A 24,321-nucleotide genomic window follows, 5' to 3' on the forward strand; every position below is an offset into this window, starting at 1 on the left:
AACGGTTTACACATTGGATCGAAATCAGCGCTGCCGCGTTGCATTTCACTGAAGCAGGACAATTGATGCAAAAGCTGCCGAGGTTCCCCATAGTCGGTATTGGCGCCTCTGCGGGCGGCATTGCCGCCATGGAGGGATTTTTTCGCGGGATGCCGTCTTCGAGCGGGATGGCGTTCGTGATCGTCACGCATCTCAGCCCGGAACGGGAAAGTCTGCTGCACGAAGTGATTGCGCTTTACACCGGAATTCCGGTTCGTGTCGCTGAAGATGCAATGGATATCCATCCTGACACCGTCTACGTGATGCCGCACAACGCGATCCTCACCATCGAAAATTCCAGCCTAAAGCTGCGCCAACCGAATTCGGTGTCCAGGGAGCGCAAGCCCATCGATATCTTTTTCAGCGCGCTGGCCGAGGATCAGGGCGAATACGCCGTCGGCGTCGTCCTGTCGGGCGGCGATTCCGACGGTACGTTGGGCATCAAGGCAATCAAGGAGCATGGCGGCCTGACGCTGGCGCAACTCTCCGACGAGTCGGGTCCGAGCAATCCCGACATGCCGCGCAGCGCTATCAGTTCCGGTCTGATCGATATCGCCATCCCGGCCGATGAGATGGGTGCGAAACTCATGGAATTTGCCCACAGCTTTGAACTGCTCGACGAGCTTGAAGCTGACGATGGCAAGGCCAGTGCTTTGAAACTCCGCAAGGGCCAGGAGGAAATCTACGCGATCCTGCGCAGCCATTCGGGACATGATTTCTCGGGCTACAAGGCCAAGACGTTCTTGCGTCGCGTCAGGCGACGCATGCAAATAACACAGAACACCGCGATCGATGCCTATATAGAGTTGCTTCGTTCAAATGCGGAGGAAGTGCGCTCGCTGTTTCGCGACCTGCTGATCAACGTGACAAATTTCTTCCGCGACACGGACGCTTTCAAGACCCTGGAAGAAACCGTCATCCCCAAACTTTTCGAAGGCAAGGACGCCAACGATACGATCCGCGTCTGGGTGCCCGGCTGCGCAACCGGCGAGGAAGTCTTCTCGATCGGAATGCTGATGCGCGAGCATATGGATACACTTTCGGCTGTGCCGCGCATCCAGATTTTCGCCACGGACATCGATGACGCGGCGTTGGGCATCGCACGTTCGGCGCGCTATCCGGAGTCATTGCTTGCGGGCGTTTCGCCTGGACGTCGCGAACGCTTCTTCAGCAATGACGGCACAAGTTTCATCTTGAGCAAGAGCGTACGTGATCTCTGCATCTTCTCGGCGCACAGCGTCATCCGCGATCCACCCTTCTCGCGCATGGACATGGTGTCGTGCCGGAACCTCCTGATCTATTTCGGCCCCGATGTGCAAAAGCAGGTTATTCCGACCTTCCACTATTCGCTGAAGCCCGGTGGCTATCTGTTCCTTGGCACCTCCGAAAGCATAAGCCAGCATGCCGACCTGTTTGCACCGGTCGACAAGAAACAACGGATCTTCAAGGCACGAGAACATTCGGCGCCGCCGCGGCTGCCGATCTTGTTGAATGCTGCGCCTGCAACCAACTTTTCCAGCGCCAATGACACACATGCGCGCCGCGGCTTGTCTTATTCCCTAAGGCAAACCGTTGAAGCGCAGGTTCTCGAACGCTTCGCTCCGGCTCACGTCGTCGTCAATGGTGATGGAGATGTCGTCTATTACTCGGTCCGAACCGGCAAATATCTCGAGCCGCCGCAAGGGGTGCCGAGCAGACAATTGCTCACAATGGCACGCAGCGGCCTGCGTCTGGAATTGCGCGGCGCTTTGCGGGAAGCCGCCGAGGGCCGGCGCACGGTTGTGCGCGAAGCGGTAGCCATTGAAGAAGATGAAGATCGTGTCCAATTCGTCACATTGACGATCGAGCCCTTGACTGATCGCGGCAGCGGCGAGCCGCTGTTTCTCGTCCTGTTCGAGCCGGTGGGCCAGCCGCAGCCGCGGCTGGAGGCTCTAAAGGTTCGACAGCCGGTGGCATCTGGGATTGCTGATTTCGAACGCGAGCTCCGCGATACGCGCGAGCGCCTGCAATCGACGATCGAAGAATATGAGACCGCGTTGGAGGAGTTGAAATCTTCCAATGAGGAACTCGTCTCGGTCAACGAAGAGGCCCAGTCCTCCAATGAGGAGCTCGAGGCCTCCAAGGAAGAAATGCAGTCCCTCAATGAGGAATTGAACACCATCAATGCCGAACTGGTTTCCAAGATCGAGGATCTCGATCGTGCCAACAGCGATCTGAAGAACCTGTTCGAGAGCACACAGATCGCGACTGTTTTTCTCGATACCAAGCTGGTTATCCGCAGCTTCACGCCGGCGGCGTCTTCGTTCTTCAACTTGCTGCCGACCGACATCGGAAGACCGCTGACCGATCTTGCCAGCCGGCTCGATTATCCGCACCTGCGCGACCATATTGCCCAGGTTTTCAGGGCCGGCGAGATGATCGAGCACCAGCTGCCGCGCGATAGCAACGGCATCCACTATCTCGTGCGGCTGATCCCCTACCGCGACAGCGCGCGGAAAATCCAGGGCGTGGTGGTGACCTTTGTCGATGTGACGACCATGGCTGAAGCCGAAGCCCACCAGCGGGTATTGATCTCGGAACTCAATCATCGGGTCAAGAACATGCTGGCCGTTACGGTCAGCATTGCCAGTCAGACCCTGAAAAATGCTCCCTCTTCGGAGGCTTTCGCCGAAGCGCTCATCGGTCGCCTGCGCGCCATGGCGCGGGCCTACGGAGTGCTCTCGCGCGAAAGCTGGAAAGAGGTCTCGGTAGAGGAAATCGTGCGGCAGGAAGTCGAGCCGTTCGGGCTGGAACGCATCAACACCACAGGCGAGGACATTCGGCTCAAGCCTCAGCAGGGCCTGTCGCTTGGCATGGTGATCCATGAACTTGCCACGAATGCTGGAAAATATGGCGCCTTGTCCGTGCCAAACGGCGTGGTGTCCGTGACTTGGTCGGCGTCGGATCACGGTTTTCAGCTCGAATGGTTAGAAAGCGGCGGTCCCGCTGTCAGTCCGCCTGAGAAGACGGGATTTGGTCTTTCGCTGGTGAAAGGCGAAATTGAGTATCGGCTTGGCGGAAATTTTGAAACATCTTTCGGTTCCGATGGTTTGAGCTTGCGGATTGAGTTTCCGTTTGATCATCGGGAGAGCGAAACGTGACTGCATCTCGTATCCTTATCGTCGAAGATGAATGGCTGGTCGCGGAGGAGCACCGCGCAATTCTGGAAGAGGCCGGCTTCGCCATCGCCGGGCCAGTGCCGTCCGTTGCTCGCGCGAAAAAGCTGATCGAGGGTGAAGTCATATCTGCCGCGGTCCTGGACATTGGTCTCGGCGGCGAGACCAGCGCTGCCCTTGTCCCTCTTCTAGCGCACCGCGGAATTCCGTTTGTTTTCGTCAGTGGGTACACGGCATCCGACATCCCGCAAGATTTGCGTCATCACAAAATGCTGTCAAAACCCGTGTGGGCTGCTGCGCTGGTCGAGGCCGTGCGAAATATGCTCGGTGTTCAACCGACGTCTTTGGCAAGACACCAGGACAGCGGAACGGTGCCAACCCAACGAGAAGCCCGGTAACTGCACAAAGACACTGGTTTTCATCAGATATGCGACGACATTCGGGTCCAGGCCCGAGACGGCGTCGCCGGCAGGTGTCTGCGATCCGGCCGGCACGATTGGCATGCTCCCGGTCTGGCGTATTCCAGAGCTGGGCGAAACTTGGCGACCGCGCGACGATTGGTCAGGCGATGAGCCTAGCAAACAACGGGCAGTTCGCCCTCGGTTTGCTTCGCGTCGAATAGGACGCCAAGGCCGTAAGTGACGGCGCCAGCGGCAATCATCTCTGCCAACGCTGCGTTTGACACCGGGCAATGCGGCATGACCGCCTTGATCGCGAGTTCGGCATTCGCGATCGACACGAAATCGTGCCGTCGCTTACGGGTCTCCAGATATTGTTCGATCAACATCTGCAGTCGCCTTCTTTCTATTTCATCGCCAGCCATTGGTTCCTCCTGTAGACAGTCTGAAAGCCCACCACGCCTAAGGAGCGGTGGCCTTGGCGGCCCTTTTTGAGGACCGTGGACTCGAGTGAGGCGGGCAGCGTTGCTGACCAGGATGTCGAGACCGCCGAGGGTCGTTGCTGCTTCATCGGCCAGCTTTCTGCAAAAGGCCTCATTGCGGATATCGCCGGCAAGCCTTTTGACCTGCCGCTTTTATTAGGTCCACCAGTTCGTCGGCGTCTTCCTGTTCTTCGGGGAGGTAGCCGAAAGCAACGTCCGCACGCTCGCGCGCGAATGCAATCGCCGCCGCACGACCAATACCGGAATCGCCGCCGGTTATCAGCGCTTTGCGGCCGGCAAGCCTGCCTGATCCTTTGTAGGTCGTTTCGCCGTGATCCGGGCGCGGCACCATCTTGCTGGCCAAACCCGGCCACTTCTGTTCCTGTGGCTTGAAAGGCGGCTGGTGATATTGCGTCACCGGATTCTGTTTGAGCATCGGGCTCGCAGGGCCTGCTTTAGCAGGCACTGTTCCCGTATCGGCTGACGTCGTGGAAGCATAAGCGGCGAGAATTCCTCCCGCCATGCTTCCGACGACAAGTCTGCGCGCTGCGTCTGGTACATTGTCATGCTGGTCATGGTTCATCATGGGCTCGCTTTGACGGCAGGTGACCGTTACGGAAGTGGCACCTAACCGGCCGTCGACGCGAATGTTCCCTTGTGATTGCAGTGAGTGTCGGTCGCCTTGCCCGTCTTAGCTGTGAGGCCGCGTCACGACTTTGATACAGCCATCCTGCTTGTCGCGGAACGTCTTGTAGAGATCCGGCCCTGCTTTCAGATCGGCCCGGGGGTAATCACAAGGAGGGATCGATTGCGCCGTTCTGGACCATGGCCAATAAAGGTTCCAGGTAGCGTTGCGTATGCGTCTGGCCCATCCGGAAAGCCGGTCCCTCATTCATCGCCGCCAAACGGGATGTGATCGACCAGGCCAACACAGACGCCGGGAACCGAGATGGTGCCGCCTTGCGGCAGCGATAGATTGCCTCGCGCAGCACATGCGGTCTCTGCGAATGCCAGCCCGTTTGATGACGCGAAATATCAGCTCAGTCGCTGGACGCCGACCCCGGCTCGGCCATCCTACGGTGCTGTTCGGCCAAAGTGCCTGCCGGCGTGACATGCGCGGCGGCGACCTGCAGCTTGTTTTTCCAACCGCTGACGACCTGTTCATCACCGGCCATCATCGCCTCGTAACCCGTCTTGGCGACATCGGCCGGATTGTCCTTTTCATCGGAGCCGACCTTGGTATCCATCATTTCAGCGCGCTCGAAGAATCGCGTCTGCGTGGGGCCAGGCATCAGCACGGTGACCGTCACGCCGCTATCTTTCAGCTCATGGCGGAGCGCGATCGAGAAGGAATCGATGAACGCCTTCGTGCCGTTGTAGACGGCCTGGAATGTGCCGGGCATGAAGCCGGCGATCGATCCGGTGAACAGGATGCGCCCGCGACCTCGCCGGGCCATCTTGGCTCCGAGCTCATGCGCCAGATAGACCGTTCCGGTGACATTGGTGTCGATGATCCGGCGGACTTTTCGCCAGTCCTGGTCGACGAAGCCGTTGCCGAGCCCGCGTCCCGCATTGAGAAACAACAGGTCGATATCGCGATCGCCGATCTGGGAGATCAACCGATCGGCGCCCTCGACGGTCGCCAGATCGGCCTCAATGGCTTCGACCGTTACATTGTGGGTCTCAAGTGCCTCTGCCGCCTGCCGGATAGCCGGCTCGTCGGCGGCGATGATCAGGTCGTAACCGTCTTTAGCGCACAGCTTTGCGAGTTCCCTTCCGATGCCACTCGAGGCGCCGGTCACCACAGCGAGTTTGGCGTCCGTCATCATATCCTCCATCTTCGTGCCATCGGAACCACGAGCGGGCACAATTGTTCCGCGGCGTTTGGGCTGGATTGATCGTGCGCTGTCATGACGGTCAGGCGACGGTCGTCATCGCGGTCGTTGCGCGCATTCATGGATGGGCCGTTGCGACAAAAACCGTTCTACGCCATGAGAACTCGCCATGACCTACCTTCAAAAAGGCCCCCCAAACGCATGGATTGAGTACTCAGAACGGATCAGTTGAAGTTGGAACAAGTGGCCCGGTTGGAAGTTCGAATCGTGCAGCGTTGTTGCCCTCCCATGTTGATGCTGCGCGATCGGGTCATCCCCTCAGCCCGATCTGCCCGCGCTTCTCCGCGCCAAAGAGAAGCGCGGGCCCCCCCACTTTCACGGCTGTCCGGGATGGAGCGTTTTGTTACGTGGGACTAGCCGACCTCACAAGCTCGTCGTCGGTTTCGTTTGACGAGCTCTCCGAGCGCTCTAGATCATTGATGCCGGACGCAGTTGGTTCGGGCCGGGGAGGAAATCCGCGTGGCGCATCCAACGCGCGCTGTACCCCATAACGACCGTCATTTTCCGGTTGGCTGCCTGTGCTTGCTTCTGATTCTAGCCGGGTTGGCCGGATGCTCGTCTTCCAATCAGGTGGCGCAGCAATCACGAACAGCGGCCTCCGCGGCACAGACCGTATCGATGGTGCTGGATGCCTGGGTGGAGGGAGCGGCACCGTCCGCCTATGCCACGGCCGCACTGCACTCGGTCGGAAAAACGCTGGCCGATGTCGAGGCGCAAATTCGATCGGCCGAGACCGCTGAACCAGCCGGGCGAGCAGGACTGACGGCAGCAGTCAACAGTTTGTCGGTGGCGGTGGCGCATGCCGAGGCGGGATTGCGGGTGAACAATCGCACTGAGGTGGAAAGCGCACAACAGGATCTTCGGGCGGCCATGCGCTCGCTCGCCGCCGCTTACACCAGCGCTTTCGGACCAAAGCCGTGAAGAAGCTTCTGGAAATATCGCTTGGCGTCGTCACCAGTGTCGGAGGTTTCCTCGAAGTCGGGTCGATGGCTACGGCGGCGCAGGCGGGTGCCGCCTTCGGATTCCAGCTGATCTGGGCCATAGTTCTCGGCACCATATGCATCATCTTTTTGGTTGAAATGGCCGGTCGGTTCGCCGCGATGAGCCATCACACGATCTCAGAGGGCATTCGTGAAAGATTTGGGTTCAACGTCTTCCTATGGCCGTTGCTCGTCGTCCTTCTCGTCAATTTCATGGTGCTGTCCGCTGAGATCGGCGGTGTGGCCATCGCACTCGAACTTGCCACCGGCATAGGCTTCCAGTGGTGGGCACTGCCGGTGGCGTTGCTGGCATGGCTGCTGCTGTGGAAAGGCACGTTTGGCTTTATCGAGAAAGGCGTTTCGGTCCTCGGCCTCGTGACGCTGTGCTTCGTGGTTGGTGCGGTGATGTTAAAGCCCGACTGGACAGCGGTCGCTGGCAGCGCCGTGCCTTCGCTGCCGGCTCACGATGCCATCAATTACTGGTTCATGGCGGCCAGCATTCTCGGCGCGTCGATATCGCCATATCTTTTCATGTTCTATTCCTCGGGAGCTATCGAGGACAAATGGGATGAAAGCCACCTTGGGGCCAATCGTGCCATCGCCGGGCTGGGCATGACCTTCGGTGGGACCATTTCGATCGGCGTGTTGATCGTCGCTGCTCTCGTTCTCGCGACGCGCGGCATCGACCAGGTGGACGACTATCACCAACTGCCGTTGATGCTGATCCCTATATTCGGCTTCTGGGGGTTCGTTCTATTCGTTGCCTCGCTCGCCATTGCCTGTTTCGGCGCCGCACTCGAAGTCGGGTTGCAACAGGCATATCTGGTGGCACAGGGCTTTGGCTGGACCTGGGGCGAGGATCGCAAGCCGCGCGATGATCCGGGCTTCAGTGCCGTCTATACGGCATCATTGTTTTTGGCCGCCATTCCGATCATGCTTGGCCTCGACCCACTGAGGCTGACCATCTTTTCCATGGCGGTAACGGCGGCGAGCCTTCCGCTGACGGTAGTTCCATTTCTCTTCCTGCTGAATGACGAACGCTATGTCGGCGAACATCGCAACGGCATCATTTCGAATGCCGCCGTTGTCTTCATTATCGCGCTTGCCTTCGTGCTCGCCGTGGTGACGATTCCGCTGCAGATATTCGGAGGCACATGATGGAATTGATGCGTGATCTCCTGGACAAGCAGGTGTTCGACCGCCGGCGGGTCAAGATCGGCAAGGTCGACGGAGTGGTGGCCGAGTTGCGGCGGGGCAAACCACCAAGGATTGTCGCGATAGAACTCGGCTCCATCACTTTGGCGCGCCGCCTTGGCGCGCGGCCCGGGGAATGGATGGCGCAACTGGCGACGAGGGTGGGTGGCAAACGCCACGCCGAGCCACACAGGATTGCGTGGAAAAAGGTGCAGGACAACGGGCTCGACATCGAATGTGACATCGAGGTGGGCGAGACGTCGATTTTCGCCTGGCAGGACTGGTTGCGCGATCATGTCATCGGGCGCATCCCAGGAGCGTGATGATGAGGACAGTCAACCTCGAACATCTTGCCGGGCGACGCGTGCTCTCGCAGCGTGGAAAGAGCATCGGTCACATCGAAGAGATTCTCGCCGAACAGCGTGGCGACGAGCTCGTCGTTACTGAATTCCACGTTGGCATCTACGCCGCGTTCGAGCGTCTGTCGGCTTCGACCATCGGCATCGCGATGCTCGACCTGTTTCGGCTGCGCCGTCGCGACGGCCTGTACCGCATTCCCTGGGATAAACTCGATATCTCCGATCCGGCGCGACCGCGGCTGCTATGCCCGATGACCGAGCTTCCCGGATGGAAAGGGCAAAAGGACCTTCGGGAGTAGATGGCTACGGCTGGGAGGGCTAAGGCGCCGGCGTTTTGCCGGCGAACAGCCGTTCGTGCAGATGGCGCCTCCGCAAAGATTACTGCAGGTTCTTGCGAAGGAAGATGCGGGCGTGTCCTGGAATAACGAATTCGACCTTGCCGAATTCCTCAAACCCATGAAGCCGGTAAAATTGAGGCGCCTGGAAACTGCTCGTCTCGACGACGGCTCTCTTACATCCACGCCTAACGGCTTCCTCCTCAATCGCCATAAGAAGCTGTGATCCATAGGATCGGCCACGCAATTTTTCAGGCAAGAAGAACATGTCGAGAAACAGGAGCCCCAGTTCCGTTCTGCCCCAAATTCCACCCCAGATCTTTCCCGAGGGGTCGGTAAGCTCCGCGCCGATCACTGCCCGGTCATCGATTCCGGTTTGTTCGATGTTGTGTCGATAGAGCGCAGCGGCCGCCTGCGTTCGTGCATCCCCGTTGTGAGCCAGAGCGATTGTAAATCCTTTGGATCGAGCCGGCATGCGTTCTGCTCCTGCGTCGGAATGGTCTTGAGATTCAACCGTCAGATTAACATCAAGGCGGCCGGTTCGCTCGCAGCTCTGATCGCCGCTTCTGTTGTAACCCGTCTTGCCCACATTCCGCATCGCGATCCGCGTCGGATGCATGCAGCCGCGCCCAACATATCGCTTTGGTGTTGAACAAAGCCCATCCTGCCCTTGTCAGGTCTCATCACAATTCGTGCGCCGTCAAGAGTGTCCACCTCGACGAAGGCTGCTGCGGATCACAATCCATTACGCCGGGAACAATGAGAAAAACCTGTCGTTGGGAAAGCGATCGCAATTCGGCGATTCAAACACGGAGACTCCAATGTTGAAGAAAATTCTAGCCGCGTCGGTGCTAACTATTGCCTTGGCCGGTTCCGCCTTGGCGCAGACAAATGGAACGGGTGCTGGCGGCACGGCTGGCACGGGTAATGGAACTGGTACTGGAACTGTTGGCAGCGGCGGCGCCGCTGGCAATGGCACTGGCAGCGGGAATGCGGCCGTGCCAACCGATCCGAATTCCACAAACTCGACTACAAAATCGAACGGCATGACCGACCGTTGCAAGGACGCCGCAGGCAATGACATCGATAACAACACTGCAAGTGGCGCAACGACCTCGACCGTGCAAAATTGCAACAAGTAGCCGATGGACCTAGCGGCTTCGGCCGCCCGAAGGCCCGCCATCAAGACAATGGCGGGCTTCGAACACGTGCCTCGCATGCTGCCTGGATACATAGGAGCACATGTGTCCAAAGAGACCCGGCGGGCCAAACTCGATCGCTTAGCAGCCTCCATTCCGAAGCACGAATTCGAATTCCTAATGAAGATTGCAAAGCTAAGCCGTCATGACTTACTTGGCCTGATCGCTAAACACGATGGCGGCAGGGACAAGGTCTATAGGGACCTTGCGGCCCACTTGGCCGCAACTGAGGCCGCCCCGGAGCCCGTACATGAGGCGGCAGCTGACGACGGCCAAACAGCTGGAGCATCTCCAGCCACGAACTCGCCCGCCGGCAAGTAGCGGCGAAGATCATTTCGGTGCCAGCCCTGACGCTCCACGGAAGCGACGACCGTGTCGTCCTTCTAAAGTCTTCGAATGGGTTGGACGAGCATTTCACCGCGCCTTACCAACGAGAACTGCTGGATACGGCGAGCGGGAGGCGCTTTAAGTCAGGCCCGCCATTCAGGTTCATCGGACATGCCGGAACCTGAAGCGCCGCCGCGCATTTCGTCTCCAGGCATGACCGATCTTGCGGTAATCGCCAGGGAGAAATTCAGATGCAAACTTCAGGCGCAACTTCACAGCAAAACCTTGGCCGATTGGCCATAGAACCGTTTTCCGGCACGGTGACGGTGCGGTTTTCCGACGCCATCGTCGCAGCTACGGAGCGGGCGAAGGTCCTGCGTGAAGACGGGCACGAGCCCGTTTTCTATATCCCCTTCGAGGACATCTATTTCGATCTTTTCGAAAAGACCGACACCACCACCCGGTGCCCGCTCAAAGGCACCGCAAGCTACTGGCGTGTCCACGCCGTCGGCAGTTCTTCCGACGATTTCATGTGGGCCTACGAAACGCCCGATGCGGCTGCTCTGGCTATTGCAGGTCACGGCGCTTTCGATCCGGAAAAGGCCCGTATCGATGTAGACCCTGCCGAGGACAAGCGACACACGCCACATATCGTCGAATAGGTTTCATCAGGCAGAGGCAATCACGGTAACGACAGGCGCGATGAGCATTTTCTACCAGGCGGCAAAGATTGCGGAGGAGGTTCACGCGCCGCAGCGCGATAAGACCGGGCGGCCCTACATCGAGCATTGCCGCCGTGTCGTCGACGCTGTCGAGACAATCGATCAGAAGACTGTTGCCTACCTTCATGACGTTCTGGAGAAAGGCGAAGGCTGGACCCGCGCCAAGCTCGAAGAAGCAGGCTTCGGACCTACAATTACCGCGGCGGTCGATGCCATGTCGCGCAGGCCGGATGAGGAGTATTTCGCCTTTGTCCGGCGGGCTGCGTCGAACCCAGTGGCGCTCCCCGTAAAACGCGCCGATCTGGAGGACAACATCTGGCAGTCGAGGCAGGTCGGAGCGTCGGCGGCCAAATATGAAGAGGGCCTTCGCATACTTGACCAAGAGTTCTCCCGACAATAGTGCGCGCCCGACGCTGGCATTGCATTTGTCGAGGCAGCCATCGCCTGCGAGAGCTTGCGGCGCAGAGCACGTTTCCGCTCTCCTGGCCGTCAGTTTTTCCGCGCCGGCGTGCGCCTTGGGGTCGTCGTCTGGACCATGGAACGTGTGATCGGGTCAAAGCTCCTTTGGAGATGGATCGCAGCGTCTCGAAAAGAAGTAACGGCCCGGCTCGGAATCAGGAACTCCTCCAGCACCGGTGCGTTGACCAGCAAGCCGGGACGAGTTCCCGGCCTCCGCGGGTGGCGGGCAAGCCGCCGCCGAACCCGAACTTCTGCACAATGAAAGGTAAGGCCATGGGCTTCTTTTCGAAGGACATCAAGACACTCGACGATCTCTTCGTGCACACGCTGCGCGACATCTATTACGCCGAAAAGCAGATCGAGAAAGCGCTGCCGAAGATGATCGGCAAGGCAACCGATCCGCAATTGAAGGCCGGATTCGAAAAACACCTCGAGCAGACCAAAGGCCATATCGAGCGCGTCGAACAGGTGTTCGAATTGCATGGCGTCAAGGCCAAGGAGGTCAACTGCCCGGCGATAGACGGCATTCTCGAAGAAGCCGACGATGTGAGCGGCGACGTCGACGACAAGGAGGTCCTAGACGCGGCACTGATAGCCTCGGCGCAGGCGGTCGAACATTATGAGATGACCAGATATGGCACGCTCATCGCCTGGGCCAAGCAGCTTGGCCGCAGCGACTGCGCCAACGTGTTGGCCAAGAACCTGAAGGAAGAGCAGGCGACCGATCGCAAGCTCACCGAAATGGCGGAAAGCAAGATCAACATGCAAGCTGCCGAGTAGACCGTCCCAGGTCATGATGAGATCTGGTTGAAATCTCATCATGACCTAACCCTGTTGGAGCAGGATTTTTTCCAAAGCCGGCACCAGTGCTGCGTTGAGTCGATCTCCATCGTTGTCCACGGAACTTTCATGACGGGCGAATCTGCCATCTCTCGCGATCTGCCGACGAGTGTAAAATCGTCTTTCGGCGTGGCGTTGAGCACGGCGCCGATGGAAGCAAAGGCTGCCGACACGTTGCCGGCCGATGCTGGCCGATGGCAATACGAACCCAAATGGGACGGGTTCCGCTGCCTGGCCTTTAAAGCCGGCGCGGCCGTGGAGTTGCGTGCAAAATCCGGCAAGCCGTTAGGGCGGTATTTCCCGGAAGTCGTCGCGATGTTGCATGAACTGAAAACAAAAGAGTTCGTGGTCGATGGTGAGATCGTCATCGAAATTGCAGGCGCTCTTTCTTTCGACGCCTTGCAGATGCGGCTGCATCCGGCGGAAAGCAGGATCCGGAAACTGTCGGTCGCGACGCCGGCAAAGCTGATCCTCTTTGACATGTTGGCGACCTCCGAGGCCGCCTTGATGCAGCAGCCGCTCTCGGTTCGGCGCGCTGCACTCGAACTGTTCGTAAAGTCGGCCGGGCGAAAGGATCTCGAACTGTCTCGGGCAACGCGTGATTTGGCGGCGGCAGGCAGATGGCTTGGCCAATCCGGACAAGGTTCGACCGACGGGGTCGTTGCCAAGCTTCTCGATGACGAATATCGACCCGGCGAGCGCGCCATGGTCAAAGTCAAGCGCCTGCGCACGGCCGATTGTGTCGTCGGAGGGTTCCGCTACCTGGCGAATTCGCGTGAAGTCGGCTCCCTGTTGCTTGGCCTGTACAATGACCAGGGGCAACTCGACCATGTCGGGTTCACTTCGACGATCGCCCGGGAGGACAGGGCCAAGCTTACGCGACAACTTGAAGCTTTGCGATCGGCTCCTGGCTTCACGGGAAAAGCGCCGGGCGGTCCCAGTCGGTGGAGCACGGAAAGAAGCGGACAATGGGAGCCATTGCGGCCCGAACTGGTGGCGGAGGTGCGGTTCGATCATGTCACCGGGGATCGTTTCCGTCATGGCACCAAATTTCTGCGATGGCGTCCTGACAAAAGCCCGAAGCAATGCACGTTCGAACAGATACTTGGAAAATGAGGCTTGGCGAAGCGTCGGCAGGTCCACACTATGGAGACCAAATCCGTCAAGCATTCGGCGCAGCCAAATCCAGTCGCATTTCACTGGCGATCTTGAACCCGGCGGCGAGATAAACGCCTTTGCAGGAGGATGCCGGACCAAACCCGTTGTTCAGTCGGTCACCACGCCTCGCTTTGGCGGATCACGGTTCTCGTCCGGATTAGGAACTGGCACTTCGTCGGGAAGAAGATCCGGCTCAGGCTCGCGTATGTCCGGCGTCCACGTCGGCGCATCCACTGGCGGCTCTTCGGTTGGCTCTGGTTTGGGGGGCACATCTATTCTCCGGGTTTCGCTTGGGCGTGGGGTTCGGCCCGCCACAGGTCGCGCGTCGCCGCGTCTGGAGGCGAAAGGGTCTTTTCACACCCCATGTATTTTACCGATGGCCAGCGGTCCTGGGGCTTGTCGGCGCTCGATCAGAGTCCTGCGTTCCGGCTCCTTTGAGCGCAATGTTGGCATCCGCTGCCTCTGGCTCTTTGAGGACTGCCCTGTCGACGTTCTTGATCTCGGCCATAAGGAATCGTCCTTGGTGGCCAACGGGCAACCGCGAGAATTGTTCCGAGCGATTTAGGGCGGCTGGGGCTGCTGTGCGGACCTTCTGGCTGGGCAGTTATCAACTATGCTGTCTTGCGTTTCGGTGAGGCTCTCTTTGTGGATCTCGCCAGCCCTTCCTGTTTGAGGCTCTTCTTCAGCACCTCAGCGAGGTTGATGACATTCTCCTGTGGCCTTGGTGCGGGCTTCGGCAGCTTCTTGCCTTTGCGCTTTGCATCGATCATGGCGATCAGCGCGTCTTCATAGGTGTCTTCAAATTTCGAGGGATCGAAGGTCGTCACTTTTTTGTCAATAAGCATGCCGGCGATTTCGAGCAGATTGGGGTCGTATTTCTGCTTGGCCAATCCATCGAACACAGTGCTTTCCGAAACCATTTCGTTGTGGTTGCGAAGCTCGGTCATCACCATCCCCTTGCCATAGGGCTGAATCAGCACTTCGCGGCCGCGCTGGTAGAGCACCACGCAGGATCGAGCGGCCACGCCCTTGTTCTTCATGGCATCGCGGATCACTCCGTATGCTTCGATTGCGGCGCCGTCGGCCGGGATCAGATAGTAGGGCTTCTCGAGATAGCGCGTATCGATATCGTCAATCGATACGAATTCGCCGACTTCGAGCGTGTGCTTCGACGTCAGCTTCAACGCCTTTATGTCGTCAGGTTCGATCTGGAGAAATTCGTCCTTTTCGATCTCGAAACCCTTCACCTGATCCGCTGCATCCACCAGCTTTCCGGTCTCCTCATCGGCGTAGACGCTCCTGACCGGCAGACCGTCCTTGCGGTTCAAAATCTTGAAATGGATCTTGGATGCTTCGCTGGTTGCGCCGACAATCTTCACGCCGCAAGTAACCGAGCCAACCTTCAAGAAGCCCTTCCAGGCAGCACGTGGCGCGGCCATTTTGCGCTTATCCCGTTTCCAGCTAGGGCAACGCGTTTCCGTTCGAATTGTTCCTGCGGTGGGGGCTCGGTGCACCGTGAATGTCCGGTGGGGGAAATCCTGTCGGTCTCGACAGCGATTTTCATTGGCACGGTGCATCTTTTGGCAACCTGTCGGCGTTGGAAGTGAGCCCATTTGCCGAGGTGATTTCCATGAAAGTGTCCACGAGGGACGATTTGAAAAGCGAGGCGCAGCTCTCGGAAGACGCTGACCTCATCGTAAATCGTACAGTCCATTTCGTCGGAGTATGGATTGAGGAGCATGTGATCGAAAAGCCTGCTCTCATGCGGAAGGGCGTCGATGCCGCAGAGGAACTCGCAAGCCAATGCATCGCGGATGCAGACGAGGAAGGCATCGCCCCAGAGGACATTCAGGACGAAGTCGGGGACCTCAAGGAGTACATTGCCGAGATGATCGTGGAGCAAGGCGGTCGCGGCTCTGCAGTTAATTCTGAACCAGACATGAGCTACTTCTGCGCAACGGCCTCGGCGCCGCAGCTTCGCGTTGACCGGCTATATCGCCGCTCCAAGTCCAACAAGAGCATCATTGTTGAGAGGAACAAGTCATCGATCCCGCCCATTGGATAGCATTCGTGGGAACGGTCGTCCTGCTGCAGATGCCGCCCGGGCCGGATAGCATGCTGGTGACGGCGCGCGGCATAGGGCAGGGACGCAGGGTTGCGCTGTTCACGGTATTGGGGATGACGGCCGGCGCCGGCATGGTTCAGCTTCCTCTCATAGCGTTCGGTATTTCGTCTCTCGTGCGAACCTCCCCACTAGCTTTTGGAGCACTGCAATGGCTTGGGGCGGCGTATCTCGTATGGCTCGGGCTAGGGCTGGTCTTTACGAAGCCGGAAACACAGACCCGGCCGGATACGACCCCGATCAAGGCCGTTGCCGCGGCACGGGAAGGCATGATTGCCAATCTGTTCAATCCGTGGCCCATCACGTTTATGGTAGCGTTCCTGCCTCAGTTCGTTGATCCGCATGGGAGTTCCGTGACGCTTCAACTGTTGCTGCTGGGAGCAACTCAGAAAATGACGGGCGTGTTGGTGTTGGGGACCTATGCCGTGGCCTCCGGCAGCATAGGCGCCTGGATCCTGAAGCGCCCTCGTGTGCGGCTTTGGCAGCAGCGGATCGCCGGCCTTCTCATTGTTGGCCTTGGGTTCCGAATGGCCTTTGGCGGCGGCGCAGGCCGTTAAGTTGCCGGGCCGGCGCCTGCATCCGCAGGAACCGAAAGCGCACCATGAACATTGTCAGACACAGGCAGGAGAGTGTCATGCAAGTCGTTCGGACCGAAGTGGTGAATGCCAGGGCGCCAGACGGGCAGTCGGTTCGCCGGGTGATATTTTGCGGCGAGGGCGGCGACTGCGTTACGGTGGACATGGCAAACGTCGGGATACAAGCTGAAGATGACGTGCTTGCCCGCGCGAAGGCAATCCTGGTCCAGACAGCGACCTTTGATCTCGCAGCCAATGAATATGACGCGAGCAGCAACGGCAATTTCGACCAGGTCGAGATAACCTCTGCAAGCGACGGCGCCGGCGACGTATATGTCTTTGAGTATCGCGATGGCGGAACCAGCCGACGCATACCGCCGTCGAGGATGGCGAGCCTTGAGGCGGCCCGGTCCGAAGCTATCCGCTGCGCAATCGATCTTCTCGCCGACCTGCAGCCTGGCACGGACGCTCTGTCCGGCTGGCTTGTGAGGGTATCCAACGAAAACGGTGAATTGCTTTACACTGTTGATGTGGCTGAGGCCGATGCAGCGCGGCAGGCAGGCCAGTAACCCAAACCCGACGGAATCCACCAGTGGCCGCCCAAGGATTGATTCACGGACCAATAGGCGACGATGGCCTGCATCTGTGCGTCGACATGCAGCGCCTGTTTGCGCCGGGTGGACCTTGGCCCGTGCCGTGGGCTGAAAAGGTGGTCCCGGCGATCGAAGAACTGGTCGCCAGACATCCCACCCGTACCCTGTTCACGCGCTTCATTCCTGCCGCCCGCCCGGGCGAGGCGCCGGGAATGTGGGCAAACTACTATCGTCGGTGGGCGGAGGTAACCCTTTCCAACATCGATCCGCGCCTGATCGAGCTGATGCCTCAACTTGCACGATTTGTACCGCCGGCGACGGTGGTCGACAAACATGTCTATTCGCCCTGGACCGAGGGGCGGCTCGACGCGCTGCTGAGTGGCTCCGGCGTGCGTGCGCTCGTGATCACCGGTGGCGAAACCGACTTTTGCGTTCTCGCGACCGTGCTTGGCGCCATCGATCGTGGCTTCCGCGTCATTCTCGTCACCGATGCCATCTGCAGCTCTGCCGACCAGACCCATGACGCACTGATGGAAGTATACCATTCCCGCTTCAGTGAGCAGATTGAGGCGGCCAGCATGGCGGAGGTGTTGGAGTGTTGGCCACAACTCACTCGCTGACCTGGGGGGCTTGAAGTGAAAGGGCCGACAATCGTCATTCTGGTCGGGCGGACTGTTTCAGTTGGCGGACGGCACTACAGTGAACCGGAAAACGTATATGAACGGCACGATTGCCTGATTGGGTCGCTCGCGTGAATCAGTGTCTGGAAGCGTACAAAGCCTTGCAGAGCTATCGACAGCGCGGCCAACCGTCATAGAATGAAAAGGATACAGCGCCGAAGACTCGATGCCGGCGTCTAGCAATCTTTGCGAGACATCCGGCGCCTCTGCCGTCGGCCTTCCGCACGGAGGGTGATGTGCTGAAAACCGAAGTCATTGACCTTGAGACCTATAGCGCAGTCTACGCGGTGATCTCTGGCTATCGCGCTGACGACATTATCTCGACGGCGTTTGCGGTCGATGAAATCCGCGCAAGGTTTCCTGAGTGTCGCTGCGACGACGAGGAATTGGTCGGGCTTATGGTCCATGCCATGTCCGGCAAGAAAATTGCCGTGAGCTTCGACCACCGGGTGGAACCGGTCAGGCGGCGTGCTGCGCTGCCGATCGCTTCGGAGAGCAAAGGACCGCGATAATTGGACCACCATAGGTCCGTTGCGATTTTGGAAGACGAGGCGTTTAACGCGCTCGAACTTGAAGACATGTTGCGCGACGCGGGGTTCGACATCGCTGGGGTCTTTTCGTCCTGCGCCGACGCGCTGGAATGGTTCAGGGCAGTTCTCCCGACATTGTTGTCATGGATATCGGCCTGGCGGACGGGGATTGCGTACGAATAGCTACGTTGCTTGACGCCCGAAACATCCCCTTTGTCGTCCATTCGGCAAGCTCCGCCAATTCGGGTTTTCACGATCCGATCTTCCTTCAAGGACATGGGTCGCAAAGCCTGCCTCGCCTTCCGAGTTGCGCAACGCAATTCATGCCTCTCTGGCAATGGCAAACGGCGATGACGTGTCGTGGTCGGCTAAAGCCCGATAAATCCACAACCGCATCATGAATCCGGCGTTCAAACCAAGGCGCAATCGTCGGCCTGGAATTCGCGGCACGATGGAACAAAATGGAAAATGCGGCGTTTGGGGTCTCGCGGCGCGATCCACCATTGGCCGCGGGGGCAACTTTATCCGTATAAATCCATAGGGCTGGGAGTGGCGCTGTGACCGTGCAGGCATCCAAGAAGCAATTGGACCGTCGAAGCATCCTGAATTCTCTGAAAGCCTTCCGGCGCGGCGATTTCTCCGTCCGCATCGACAATGTTTATGAAGGCCTCGATTCCGAGATAGCTGAGACTTTCAATGAGATCGCTGACCTCAACGACCAAGTGACGCGCGAGTTCGAGCGCTTGAGCCGGGTCGTCGGCAAGGAAGGGCGGATAGGCGAGCGCGGCCGGGTTCGCAATGCCACCGGCAGTTGGGAATCCAGTGTCCGTTCAGTCAATGATCTCATAGAAGACATGGTTCAGCCAACGGCTGAGGTTGCGCGCGTTATCGGCGCCGTCGCCAAGGGCGACCTGTCGCAGACCATGATGGTCGAAATTGACGGCCGACCGCTGCGCGGCGAATTCCTGCGCATCGGCAAGATCGTCAACACCATGGTCGGCCAGTTGGCCTCCTTCGCCTCTGAGGTGACGCGCGTGGCGCGCGAGGTCGGTACGGAAGGCAAGCTCGGCGGCCAAGCCCGGGTCAAGGGCGTCGCCGGCACGTGGAAGGATCTGACCGACAACGTCAACGCGATGGCCACGAACCTGACCGGGCAAGTGCGCAACATCGCGGAGGTTACGACCGCAGTCGCGTCGGGCGACCTGTCGAAGAAGATCACAGTCGATGTCAAGGGCGAAATCCTCGAACTGAAGAACACCATCAACACGATGGTGGACCAGCTCAATTCCTTCGCTTCGGAAGTGACGCGCGTGGCGCGCGAGGTCGGCACTGAAGGCAAGCTTGGCGGCCAGGCGCGCGTTGAGGGTGTTGGTGGTACGTGGAAGGATCTGACCGACAATGTGAATTCCATGGCCGAGAACCTGACTGGCCAGGTGCGCAACATCGCCGAAGTGACGACCGCGGTGGCTTTGGGCGACCTGTCGAAGAAGATTACGGTCGACGTGAAGGGCGAGATTCTCGAGCTGAAATCCACGATAAACACGATGGTGGACCAGCTGAATTCATTCGCGGGCGAGGTCACGCGCGTGGCCCGCGAGGTTGGCACCGAAGGCAAGCTTGGCGGCCAGGCGCAGGTGCGCGGCGTCGCCGGCACCTGGAAGGACCTCACCGACAACGTCAACTCGATGGCCGAGAACCTGACCGGTCAGGTGCGCAATATTGCCGAGGTGACGACGGCGGTCGCGTCGGGGGATCTGTCGAAGAAGATCACGGTCGCCGTGCAAGGCGAAATCCTGGAACTCAAGGACACCATCAACACGATGGTCGACCAACTGAACTCCTTTGCCTCGGAAGTGACGCGCGTGGCACGCGAGGTCGGCACCGAAGGCAAGCTGGGCGGCCAGGCAGAGGTGAGGGGCGTCGGCGGCACATGGAAGGATTTGACCGACAACGTCAATCTCATGGCCGCCAACCTGACTGGCCAGGTTCGAAACATCGCAGAAGTCACCACCGCCGTGGCGCGCGGCGACCTGTCGAAGAAGATCACCGTCGACGTCAAAGGCGAGATCCTGGAGCTCAAGGACACCGTCAACACGATGGTCGACCAACTGAACTCCTTCGCCTCTGAGGTCACGCGTGTGGCCCGCGAAGTGGGATCGGAAGGCAAGCTTGGTGGCCAGGCGCATGTCGAAGGCGTCGGTGGCACCTGGAAGGATCTGACCGACAACGTCAACGCCATGGCCGGCAATTTGACGGTGCAATTGCGCGACGTGTCCAAGGTGGCAACGGCCATCGCGACCGGCGACTTGACCCAGAAGATCACCGTCGACGCGCTGGGCGAGATCTTGCAGATCAAGGACGTCATCAACACGATGGTCGACCAGCTCAATTCCTTCGCTTCGGAAGTGACACGTGTGGCGCGCGAGGTCGGCTCCGATGGCAAGCTCGGCGGCCAGGCCCAGGTGCGCGGCATCGGCGGCACGTGGAAGGATCTGACCGAAAACGTCAACGCCATGGCGGCCAACCTGACCGGCCAGGTGCGCAACATCGCCGAGGTAACCACCGCCGTGGCGCTCGGGGACCTTTCGAAGAAGATCACCGTCGATGTCCGCGGCGAGATCCTGGAGCTGAAGGACACCATCAACACAATGGTGGACCAGCTTAATTCCTTCGCTTCGGAAGTCACGCGCGTGGCACGCGAGGTCGGCACGGAAGGCAAGTTGGGAGGCCAGGCGCAGGTGCGCGGCGTTGCCGGCACGTGGAAGGATCTCACAGACAATGTGAACTCGATGGCCGAGAATCTGACCGGCCAGGTGCGCAACATCGCCGAAGTCACGACCGCCGTGGCGCGCGGCGACCTGTCGAAGAAGATCACCGTCGATGTGAAGGGCGAAATCCTGGAGCTCAAGTCGACCATCAACACCATGGTGGACCAGTTGAACTCCTTCGCCGGCGAGGTCACCCGGGTCGCGCGTGAGGTTGGCACCGAGGGCAAGCTTGGTGGCCAGGCGCGCGTCGAAGGTGTTGCCGGTACCTGGAAGGACCTGACCGACAACGTCAACCTGATGGCGACGAACTTGACCAATCAGGTGCGCGGCATCGCCGATGTCGTGACGGCGGTCGCGCAAGGCAATCTCAGGCGCAAACTGACGGTCGACGCGAAGGGAGAGATCGCCCTGCTGGCCGACACCATCAACGGCATGATCGAGACGCTTGCCACCTTTGCCGACCAGGTGACCAACGTCGCCCGTGAGGTGGGGATCGAGGGCAAGCTCGGCGGTCAGGCGCGTGTGCCAGGTGCCGCCGGCCTCTGGCGCGACCTCACCGACAACGTCAATCAACTCGCTGCCAATCTGACCACCCAGGTGCGTGCCATCGCCGAGGTTTCGACGGCGGTGACCAAGGGCGATCTTACCCGTTCGATCAGCGTCGAAGCGTCCGGCGAGGTCGCCGCGCTAAAAGACAACATCAACGAAATGATCCGCAATCTGAAGGATCAGACGCTGAAGAATGCCGAGCAGGACTGGTTGAAGACCAATCTCGCCCGGTTTTCGCGCATGCTGCAAGGCGAGCGCGACCTTGCCACCGTCTCGCGGCTCATCATGTCCGAACTCGCTCCTCTGGTGAACGCCCAGTATGGGGTGTTCTACGTCACCAATCGCGACGAGGAGGAATCCTATCTTGAGCTGGCGGCTTCCTATGGCGCCGAGAGCAAAGCTGCCATCAAGCAGCGGCTTGATCTGCGAGAGGGCCTGGTTGGGCAAAGTGCCGCCGACAAGCGCGCCATCATGCTGGACAATGTGCCGCCAGAATTCCTTCGGGTCACATCTGGTCTTGGCAGCGCCTCGCCAGCCAATGTCATCATCCTGCCTGCCCTGTTCGAGGATGAAGTCAAAGCCGTCATCGAGCTCGCCTCGTTCGGCGAGTTTCGTGACACACACCAGTCGTTCCTCAACCAGCTCATGGAATCCGTCGGCATCGTTCTCAACACCATCGCTGCGACGATGCGCACGGAGGGCCTGCTCAAGCAGTCGCAACTGCTGACGTCGGAATTGCAAGCGCGTCAAACCGAGCTGACAAAAAAGCAGGAAGAGCTGCATGCGACGAACGAGGAGCTGCAGGAAAAGGCGCAGCTGCTCGAGAACGAAAAGAAGCAGGTCGAAAACAAGAATCTCGAAATCGAGATGGCGCGACGCGCGCTGGAGGAGAAAGCCGAGCAACTGGCACTCACGTCGAAATACAAGTCCGAGTTCCTGGCCAATATGAGCCACGAACTGCGCACGCCGCTCAATTCGCTGCTCATTTTGTCAAACCTGCTGGCGACCAACCAGCACGGCAACCTCAACGAAAAACAGGTAGAGTTCGCCCGCACCATCAATTCGGCAGGAACCGATCTTCTCAGCCTCATCAACGATATCCTCGATCTGTCGAAGATCGAGTCGGGCACTGTTTCCATCGACATCAACGATATGCCGGTGACGCATCTTCGCCAGCATATGGAACGAACTTTTCGTCAGCTGGCAGCCGACAAGGGACTTGGCTTCACCATCAAGGTCGATCCGGCGCTTCCCGACACGGTCCGCACAGATGAGAAACGCTTGCAGCAGATTGTCCTCAACCTGCTTTCCAACGCATTCAAATTCACCTCGGAAGGCGAGGTCAGCCTGAACTTCCGGGTTGAGAAGGCCGGCCGCCGCAATGGCGCGACGCAGCCGGTGAAGGCTCTCGCGATCGCCGTCACCGACACCGGCATTGGCATTCCAGAAGACAAACAGAAGCTGATTTTCGAGGCCTTCCAGCAGGCCGATGGCACCACCAGCCGCAAGTATGGCGGCACCGGCCTTGGGCTCTCGATCAGCCGCGAGATCGCTCGCTTGCTTGGCGGCGAATTGCGGGTCGAAAGCACGCCGGGCAAGGGGTCGACATTTACCCTCATCATCCCGTTCGACGGCCCCCGCGTGACGACAGTACAGTCGACCTTGGCTCCGGCGGCGGAGGCGGTTGCTGCGACAGCTCTGCTCAGCAGTCCGCCCTCGGCAGAGCTGATCGACGACCGCGATTCAATCCTACCCACCGATCGGATCGTGTTGATCGTCGAAGACGATCCGACCTTTGGCGGGTTGCTGCTTGGCCTCGCCCGGTCGGCCGGGCTGAAAGGCGTTCTGTCGACTGCAGGTTCCGGCACGCTGGCATTGGCCCGCAAGCTCGTTCCCGACGCAATCACACTTGATCTCGGACTTTCGGATATCGATGGCTGGGTGCTTTTCGATCTGCTGCGGCATGACCAGAAGACGAGGGGAATTCCTATCCATGTCATCTCGGGTGCCGAAGACATCGACAGTCTCGCACGCAAGGGGGCGTCCAGCATTTCCACCAAGCCCGTTTCCTCGGACGAGCTGATGAAGGTGTTTCAGGATATCCACTCGAAGAAGCTCCGCGTTCAGCGCCGCGTTCTGGTCGTGGACCCTGACCCGGAGCGGCGTCTGGCTCTGGTCGAGGCAATCCGCGACGGCGTAACGTCGGTCACCGCGATCGGTCGTGTTGCGGCAAATGCAGAAGACGTTGGCCTCGCCTCCTATGATGCCGTCGTGCTCGGCTTTGGACGCTCCGCCAAGGACAACGCAAAGGCGCTGGACGAGATCACCGGCCAATTCGGCGAAGCCTTGCCGCAGCTGCTGTTCTTTACGCCTCACCCGGACGCGCTTGAACAGGTACTGGCATTGAACCCGGCCTTGGCGGAAGCACCGCGGGCGGAGAACTTCGCTCAATTGGCGCTGCATATTTCGGCAACGCTGCCGGGAGAAGGTCGCCAAGAGGCCTGGGCAGGAACTGAACACAACGGCAAGTCCGATCTCGCCGGGGCGAAGGTTCTCATCGTCGACGACGACATTCGCAATATCTATTCGCTCACCAGTGTTCTGGAGACCTATGACATACAGGTTCTGCATGCCGAGCGGGGCCGTGATGGCATCGCGCTTCTTGAACAGGCGCCCGATGTCGACGTGGCATTGATCGATATCATGATGCCGGAGATGGACGGCTACGAGACGATGCGGCGGATTCGCGGCACACCGGCGATTGCTCATATCCCGCTGATTTCCGTCACCGCAAAGGCGATGAAGGGGGATCGGCAAAAATGTCTGGATGCCGGGGCTTCCGACTATATCGCCAAACCCGTCGACCTGGATCTCCTGCTGGCGCTGCTTCGTGTCTGGATCGGGCGTGCCCGATCCCGTGTCGAGAGCCCGGAAAAAATTCTCCTGGCAGCGAACTGACGGC

At 59.3% G+C, this 24,321-nt stretch carries 21 protein-coding genes and 1 pseudogene; 17 read left to right on the forward strand and 5 right to left on the reverse strand.

Annotation, left to right across the window (positions count from 1 at the left end; all coding sequences use genetic code 11):
- Nucleotides 1-65 precede the first annotated feature (65 nt).
- Together NKI15_RS08125 and NKI15_RS08130 are read left to right on the forward strand one after the other, a co-directional pair.
- On the forward strand, nt 66-3,179 hold the full coding sequence (locus tag NKI15_RS08125) for a CheR family methyltransferase (RefSeq protein ID WP_352626362.1): 3,114 nt from the start codon (nt 66-68) through the stop codon (nt 3,177-3,179).
- Nucleotides 3,176-3,592: a response regulator gene (locus tag NKI15_RS08130; RefSeq protein WP_352512491.1), complete on the forward strand. Its 417-nt coding sequence runs from the start codon at nt 3,176-3,178 to the stop codon at nt 3,590-3,592. The genes NKI15_RS08125 and NKI15_RS08130 overlap by 4 nt, the downstream gene beginning before the upstream one ends.
- A gap of 176 nt (nt 3,593-3,768) precedes the next feature.
- Here the strand turns inward: NKI15_RS08130 and NKI15_RS08135 are convergent, their stop codons facing one another.
- The 3 genes and pseudogenes from NKI15_RS08135 to NKI15_RS08145 form a co-directional block, all read right to left on the reverse strand.
- Nucleotides 3,769-4,017, reverse strand: a complete 249-nt coding sequence (locus NKI15_RS08135; protein ID WP_023681163.1) for a hypothetical protein — start codon at nt 4,015-4,017, stop codon at nt 3,769-3,771.
- 90 nt (nt 4,018-4,107) lie between these two features.
- A pseudogene (locus NKI15_RS08140) lies at nt 4,108-4,510 on the reverse strand (SDR family NAD(P)-dependent oxidoreductase); the annotation flags it as partial.
- A 604-nt stretch (nt 4,511-5,114) separates the two neighbouring features.
- Nucleotides 5,115-5,912, reverse strand: a complete 798-nt coding sequence (locus NKI15_RS08145; protein WP_023696321.1) for an SDR family NAD(P)-dependent oxidoreductase — start codon at nt 5,910-5,912, stop codon at nt 5,115-5,117.
- Between the two features lie 516 nt (nt 5,913-6,428).
- On the opposite strand from NKI15_RS08145, the gene NKI15_RS08150 reads away from it, so the two are divergent.
- The 4 genes from NKI15_RS08150 to NKI15_RS08165 are packed head-to-tail and all read left to right on the forward strand — an operon-like array spanning nt 6,429 to nt 8,801.
- Nucleotides 6,429-6,890 (forward strand): hypothetical protein, encoded by a 462-nt coding sequence (locus NKI15_RS08150; protein ID WP_050586847.1) that lies wholly within the window; start codon nt 6,429-6,431, stop codon nt 6,888-6,890.
- Nucleotides 6,887-8,107, forward strand: coding sequence for an NRAMP family divalent metal transporter (locus NKI15_RS08155; protein WP_023668066.1), 1,221 nt, complete (start codon nt 6,887-6,889; stop codon nt 8,105-8,107). The genes NKI15_RS08150 and NKI15_RS08155 overlap by 4 nt, the downstream gene beginning before the upstream one ends.
- Nucleotides 8,104-8,466 (forward strand): hypothetical protein, encoded by a 363-nt coding sequence (locus NKI15_RS08160; RefSeq protein WP_245260251.1) that lies wholly within the window; start codon nt 8,104-8,106, stop codon nt 8,464-8,466. The genes NKI15_RS08155 and NKI15_RS08160 overlap by 4 nt, the downstream gene beginning before the upstream one ends.
- Before the next feature lie 2 nt (nt 8,467-8,468).
- On the forward strand, nt 8,469-8,801 hold the full coding sequence (locus tag NKI15_RS08165) for a hypothetical protein (RefSeq protein ID WP_023681169.1): 333 nt from the start codon (nt 8,469-8,471) through the stop codon (nt 8,799-8,801).
- A gap of 79 nt (nt 8,802-8,880) precedes the next feature.
- Here the strand turns inward: NKI15_RS08165 and NKI15_RS08170 are convergent, their stop codons facing one another.
- Nucleotides 8,881-9,456, reverse strand: coding sequence for a GNAT family N-acetyltransferase (locus NKI15_RS08170; protein WP_352513826.1), 576 nt, complete (start codon nt 9,454-9,456; stop codon nt 8,881-8,883).
- Nucleotides 9,457-9,658: 202 nt separating this feature from the next.
- Here NKI15_RS08170 and NKI15_RS08175 point away from each other — a divergent pair, with 202 nt between their 5' ends.
- The 5 genes from NKI15_RS08175 (at nt 9,659) to NKI15_RS08195 (ending at nt 13,500) form a co-directional block, all read left to right on the forward strand.
- Complete coding sequence (locus NKI15_RS08175; RefSeq protein WP_031195797.1) at nt 9,659-9,979, forward strand: hypothetical protein; 321 nt, start codon at nt 9,659-9,661, stop codon at nt 9,977-9,979.
- Nucleotides 9,980-10,614: 635 nt separating this feature from the next.
- Nucleotides 10,615-11,025 carry a DUF427 domain-containing protein gene (locus NKI15_RS08180; RefSeq protein WP_023704637.1) on the forward strand — a complete coding sequence of 137 codons (411 nt, stop codon included), beginning with the start codon at nt 10,615-10,617 and terminating at the stop codon, nt 11,023-11,025.
- Nucleotides 11,026-11,065: 40 nt separating this feature from the next.
- On the forward strand, nt 11,066-11,485 hold the full coding sequence (locus NKI15_RS08185) for an HD domain-containing protein (protein WP_352513825.1): 420 nt from the start codon (nt 11,066-11,068) through the stop codon (nt 11,483-11,485).
- A gap of 332 nt (nt 11,486-11,817) precedes the next feature.
- Complete coding sequence (locus tag NKI15_RS08190; RefSeq protein ID WP_023668075.1) at nt 11,818-12,324, forward strand: YciE/YciF ferroxidase family protein; 507 nt, start codon at nt 11,818-11,820, stop codon at nt 12,322-12,324.
- Nucleotides 12,325-12,453: 129 nt separating this feature from the next.
- A complete protein-coding gene (locus NKI15_RS08195; protein ID WP_352886025.1) occupies nt 12,454-13,500 on the forward strand; it encodes an ATP-dependent DNA ligase in 1,047 nt (348 codons plus the stop codon).
- Between the two features lie 653 nt (nt 13,501-14,153).
- Here the strand turns inward: NKI15_RS08195 and ku are convergent.
- Nucleotides 14,154-14,981: a non-homologous end joining protein Ku gene (gene ku / locus NKI15_RS08200; protein ID WP_352513824.1), complete on the reverse strand. Its 828-nt coding sequence runs from the start codon at nt 14,979-14,981 to the stop codon at nt 14,154-14,156.
- An 80-nt stretch (nt 14,982-15,061) separates the two neighbouring features.
- On the opposite strand from ku, the gene NKI15_RS08205 reads away from it, so the two are divergent.
- From NKI15_RS08205 to NKI15_RS08230, 6 genes are all read left to right on the forward strand, one after another.
- On the forward strand, nt 15,062-15,607 hold the full coding sequence (locus NKI15_RS08205; RefSeq protein ID WP_352513823.1) for a hypothetical protein: 546 nt from the start codon (nt 15,062-15,064) through the stop codon (nt 15,605-15,607).
- Nucleotides 15,608-15,612: 5 nt separating this feature from the next.
- Nucleotides 15,613-16,221: a LysE family translocator gene (locus NKI15_RS08210; RefSeq protein ID WP_352513822.1), complete on the forward strand. Its 609-nt coding sequence runs from the start codon at nt 15,613-15,615 to the stop codon at nt 16,219-16,221.
- Between the two features lie 101 nt (nt 16,222-16,322).
- Nucleotides 16,323-16,808 carry a DUF6894 family protein gene (locus tag NKI15_RS08215; protein ID WP_352838879.1) on the forward strand — a complete coding sequence of 162 codons (486 nt, stop codon included), beginning with the start codon at nt 16,323-16,325 and terminating at the stop codon, nt 16,806-16,808.
- 23 nt (nt 16,809-16,831) lie between these two features.
- Nucleotides 16,832-17,452 carry a cysteine hydrolase family protein gene (locus NKI15_RS08220; protein WP_352885984.1) on the forward strand — a complete coding sequence of 207 codons (621 nt, stop codon included), beginning with the start codon at nt 16,832-16,834 and terminating at the stop codon, nt 17,450-17,452.
- A 296-nt stretch (nt 17,453-17,748) separates the two neighbouring features.
- On the forward strand, nt 17,749-18,024 hold the full coding sequence (locus NKI15_RS08225; RefSeq protein ID WP_352513819.1) for a hypothetical protein: 276 nt from the start codon (nt 17,749-17,751) through the stop codon (nt 18,022-18,024).
- A 581-nt stretch (nt 18,025-18,605) separates the two neighbouring features.
- On the forward strand, nt 18,606-24,317 hold the full coding sequence (locus NKI15_RS08230; RefSeq protein ID WP_031198412.1) for a HAMP domain-containing protein: 5,712 nt from the start codon (nt 18,606-18,608) through the stop codon (nt 24,315-24,317).
- Nucleotides 24,318-24,321: the final 4 nt, after the last annotated feature.

Origin of the sequence: Mesorhizobium sp. M0862, assembly GCF_040319795.1 — a bacterium.
GTDB lineage: Bacteria > Pseudomonadota > Alphaproteobacteria > Rhizobiales > Rhizobiaceae > Mesorhizobium.

Bases quoted from the DNA above. Each gene is read 5' to 3' on its own strand.
- NKI15_RS08170 (WP_352513826.1), bottom strand. From the start codon at position 9,456: ATGCATCCGACGCGGATCGCGATGCGGAATGTGGGCAAGACGGGTTAC.
- NKI15_RS08145 (WP_023696321.1), bottom strand. From the start codon at position 5,912: ATGGAGGATATGATGACGGACGCCAAACTCGCTGTGGTGACCGGCGCC.
- NKI15_RS08205 (WP_352513823.1), top strand. From the start codon at position 15,062: ATGTCCGGTGGGGGAAATCCTGTCGGTCTCGACAGCGATTTTCATTGG.
- NKI15_RS08180 (WP_023704637.1), top strand. From the start codon at position 10,615: ATGCAAACTTCAGGCGCAACTTCACAGCAAAACCTTGGCCGATTGGCC.
- NKI15_RS08125 (WP_352626362.1), top strand. From the start codon at position 66: ATGCAAAAGCTGCCGAGGTTCCCCATAGTCGGTATTGGCGCCTCTGCG.
- NKI15_RS08175 (WP_031195797.1), top strand. From the start codon at position 9,659: ATGTTGAAGAAAATTCTAGCCGCGTCGGTGCTAACTATTGCCTTGGCC.
- NKI15_RS08195 (WP_352886025.1), top strand. From the start codon at position 12,454: ATGACGGGCGAATCTGCCATCTCTCGCGATCTGCCGACGAGTGTAAAA.
- NKI15_RS08190 (WP_023668075.1), top strand. From the start codon at position 11,818: ATGGGCTTCTTTTCGAAGGACATCAAGACACTCGACGATCTCTTCGTG.
- NKI15_RS08160 (WP_245260251.1), top strand. From the start codon at position 8,104: ATGATGGAATTGATGCGTGATCTCCTGGACAAGCAGGTGTTCGACCGC.
- ku (WP_352513824.1), bottom strand. From the start codon at position 14,981: ATGGCCGCGCCACGTGCTGCCTGGAAGGGCTTCTTGAAGGTTGGCTCG.
- NKI15_RS08165 (WP_023681169.1), top strand. From the start codon at position 8,469: ATGAGGACAGTCAACCTCGAACATCTTGCCGGGCGACGCGTGCTCTCG.
- NKI15_RS08185 (WP_352513825.1), top strand. From the start codon at position 11,066: ATGAGCATTTTCTACCAGGCGGCAAAGATTGCGGAGGAGGTTCACGCG.
- NKI15_RS08135 (WP_023681163.1), bottom strand. From the start codon at position 4,017: ATGGCTGGCGATGAAATAGAAAGAAGGCGACTGCAGATGTTGATCGAA.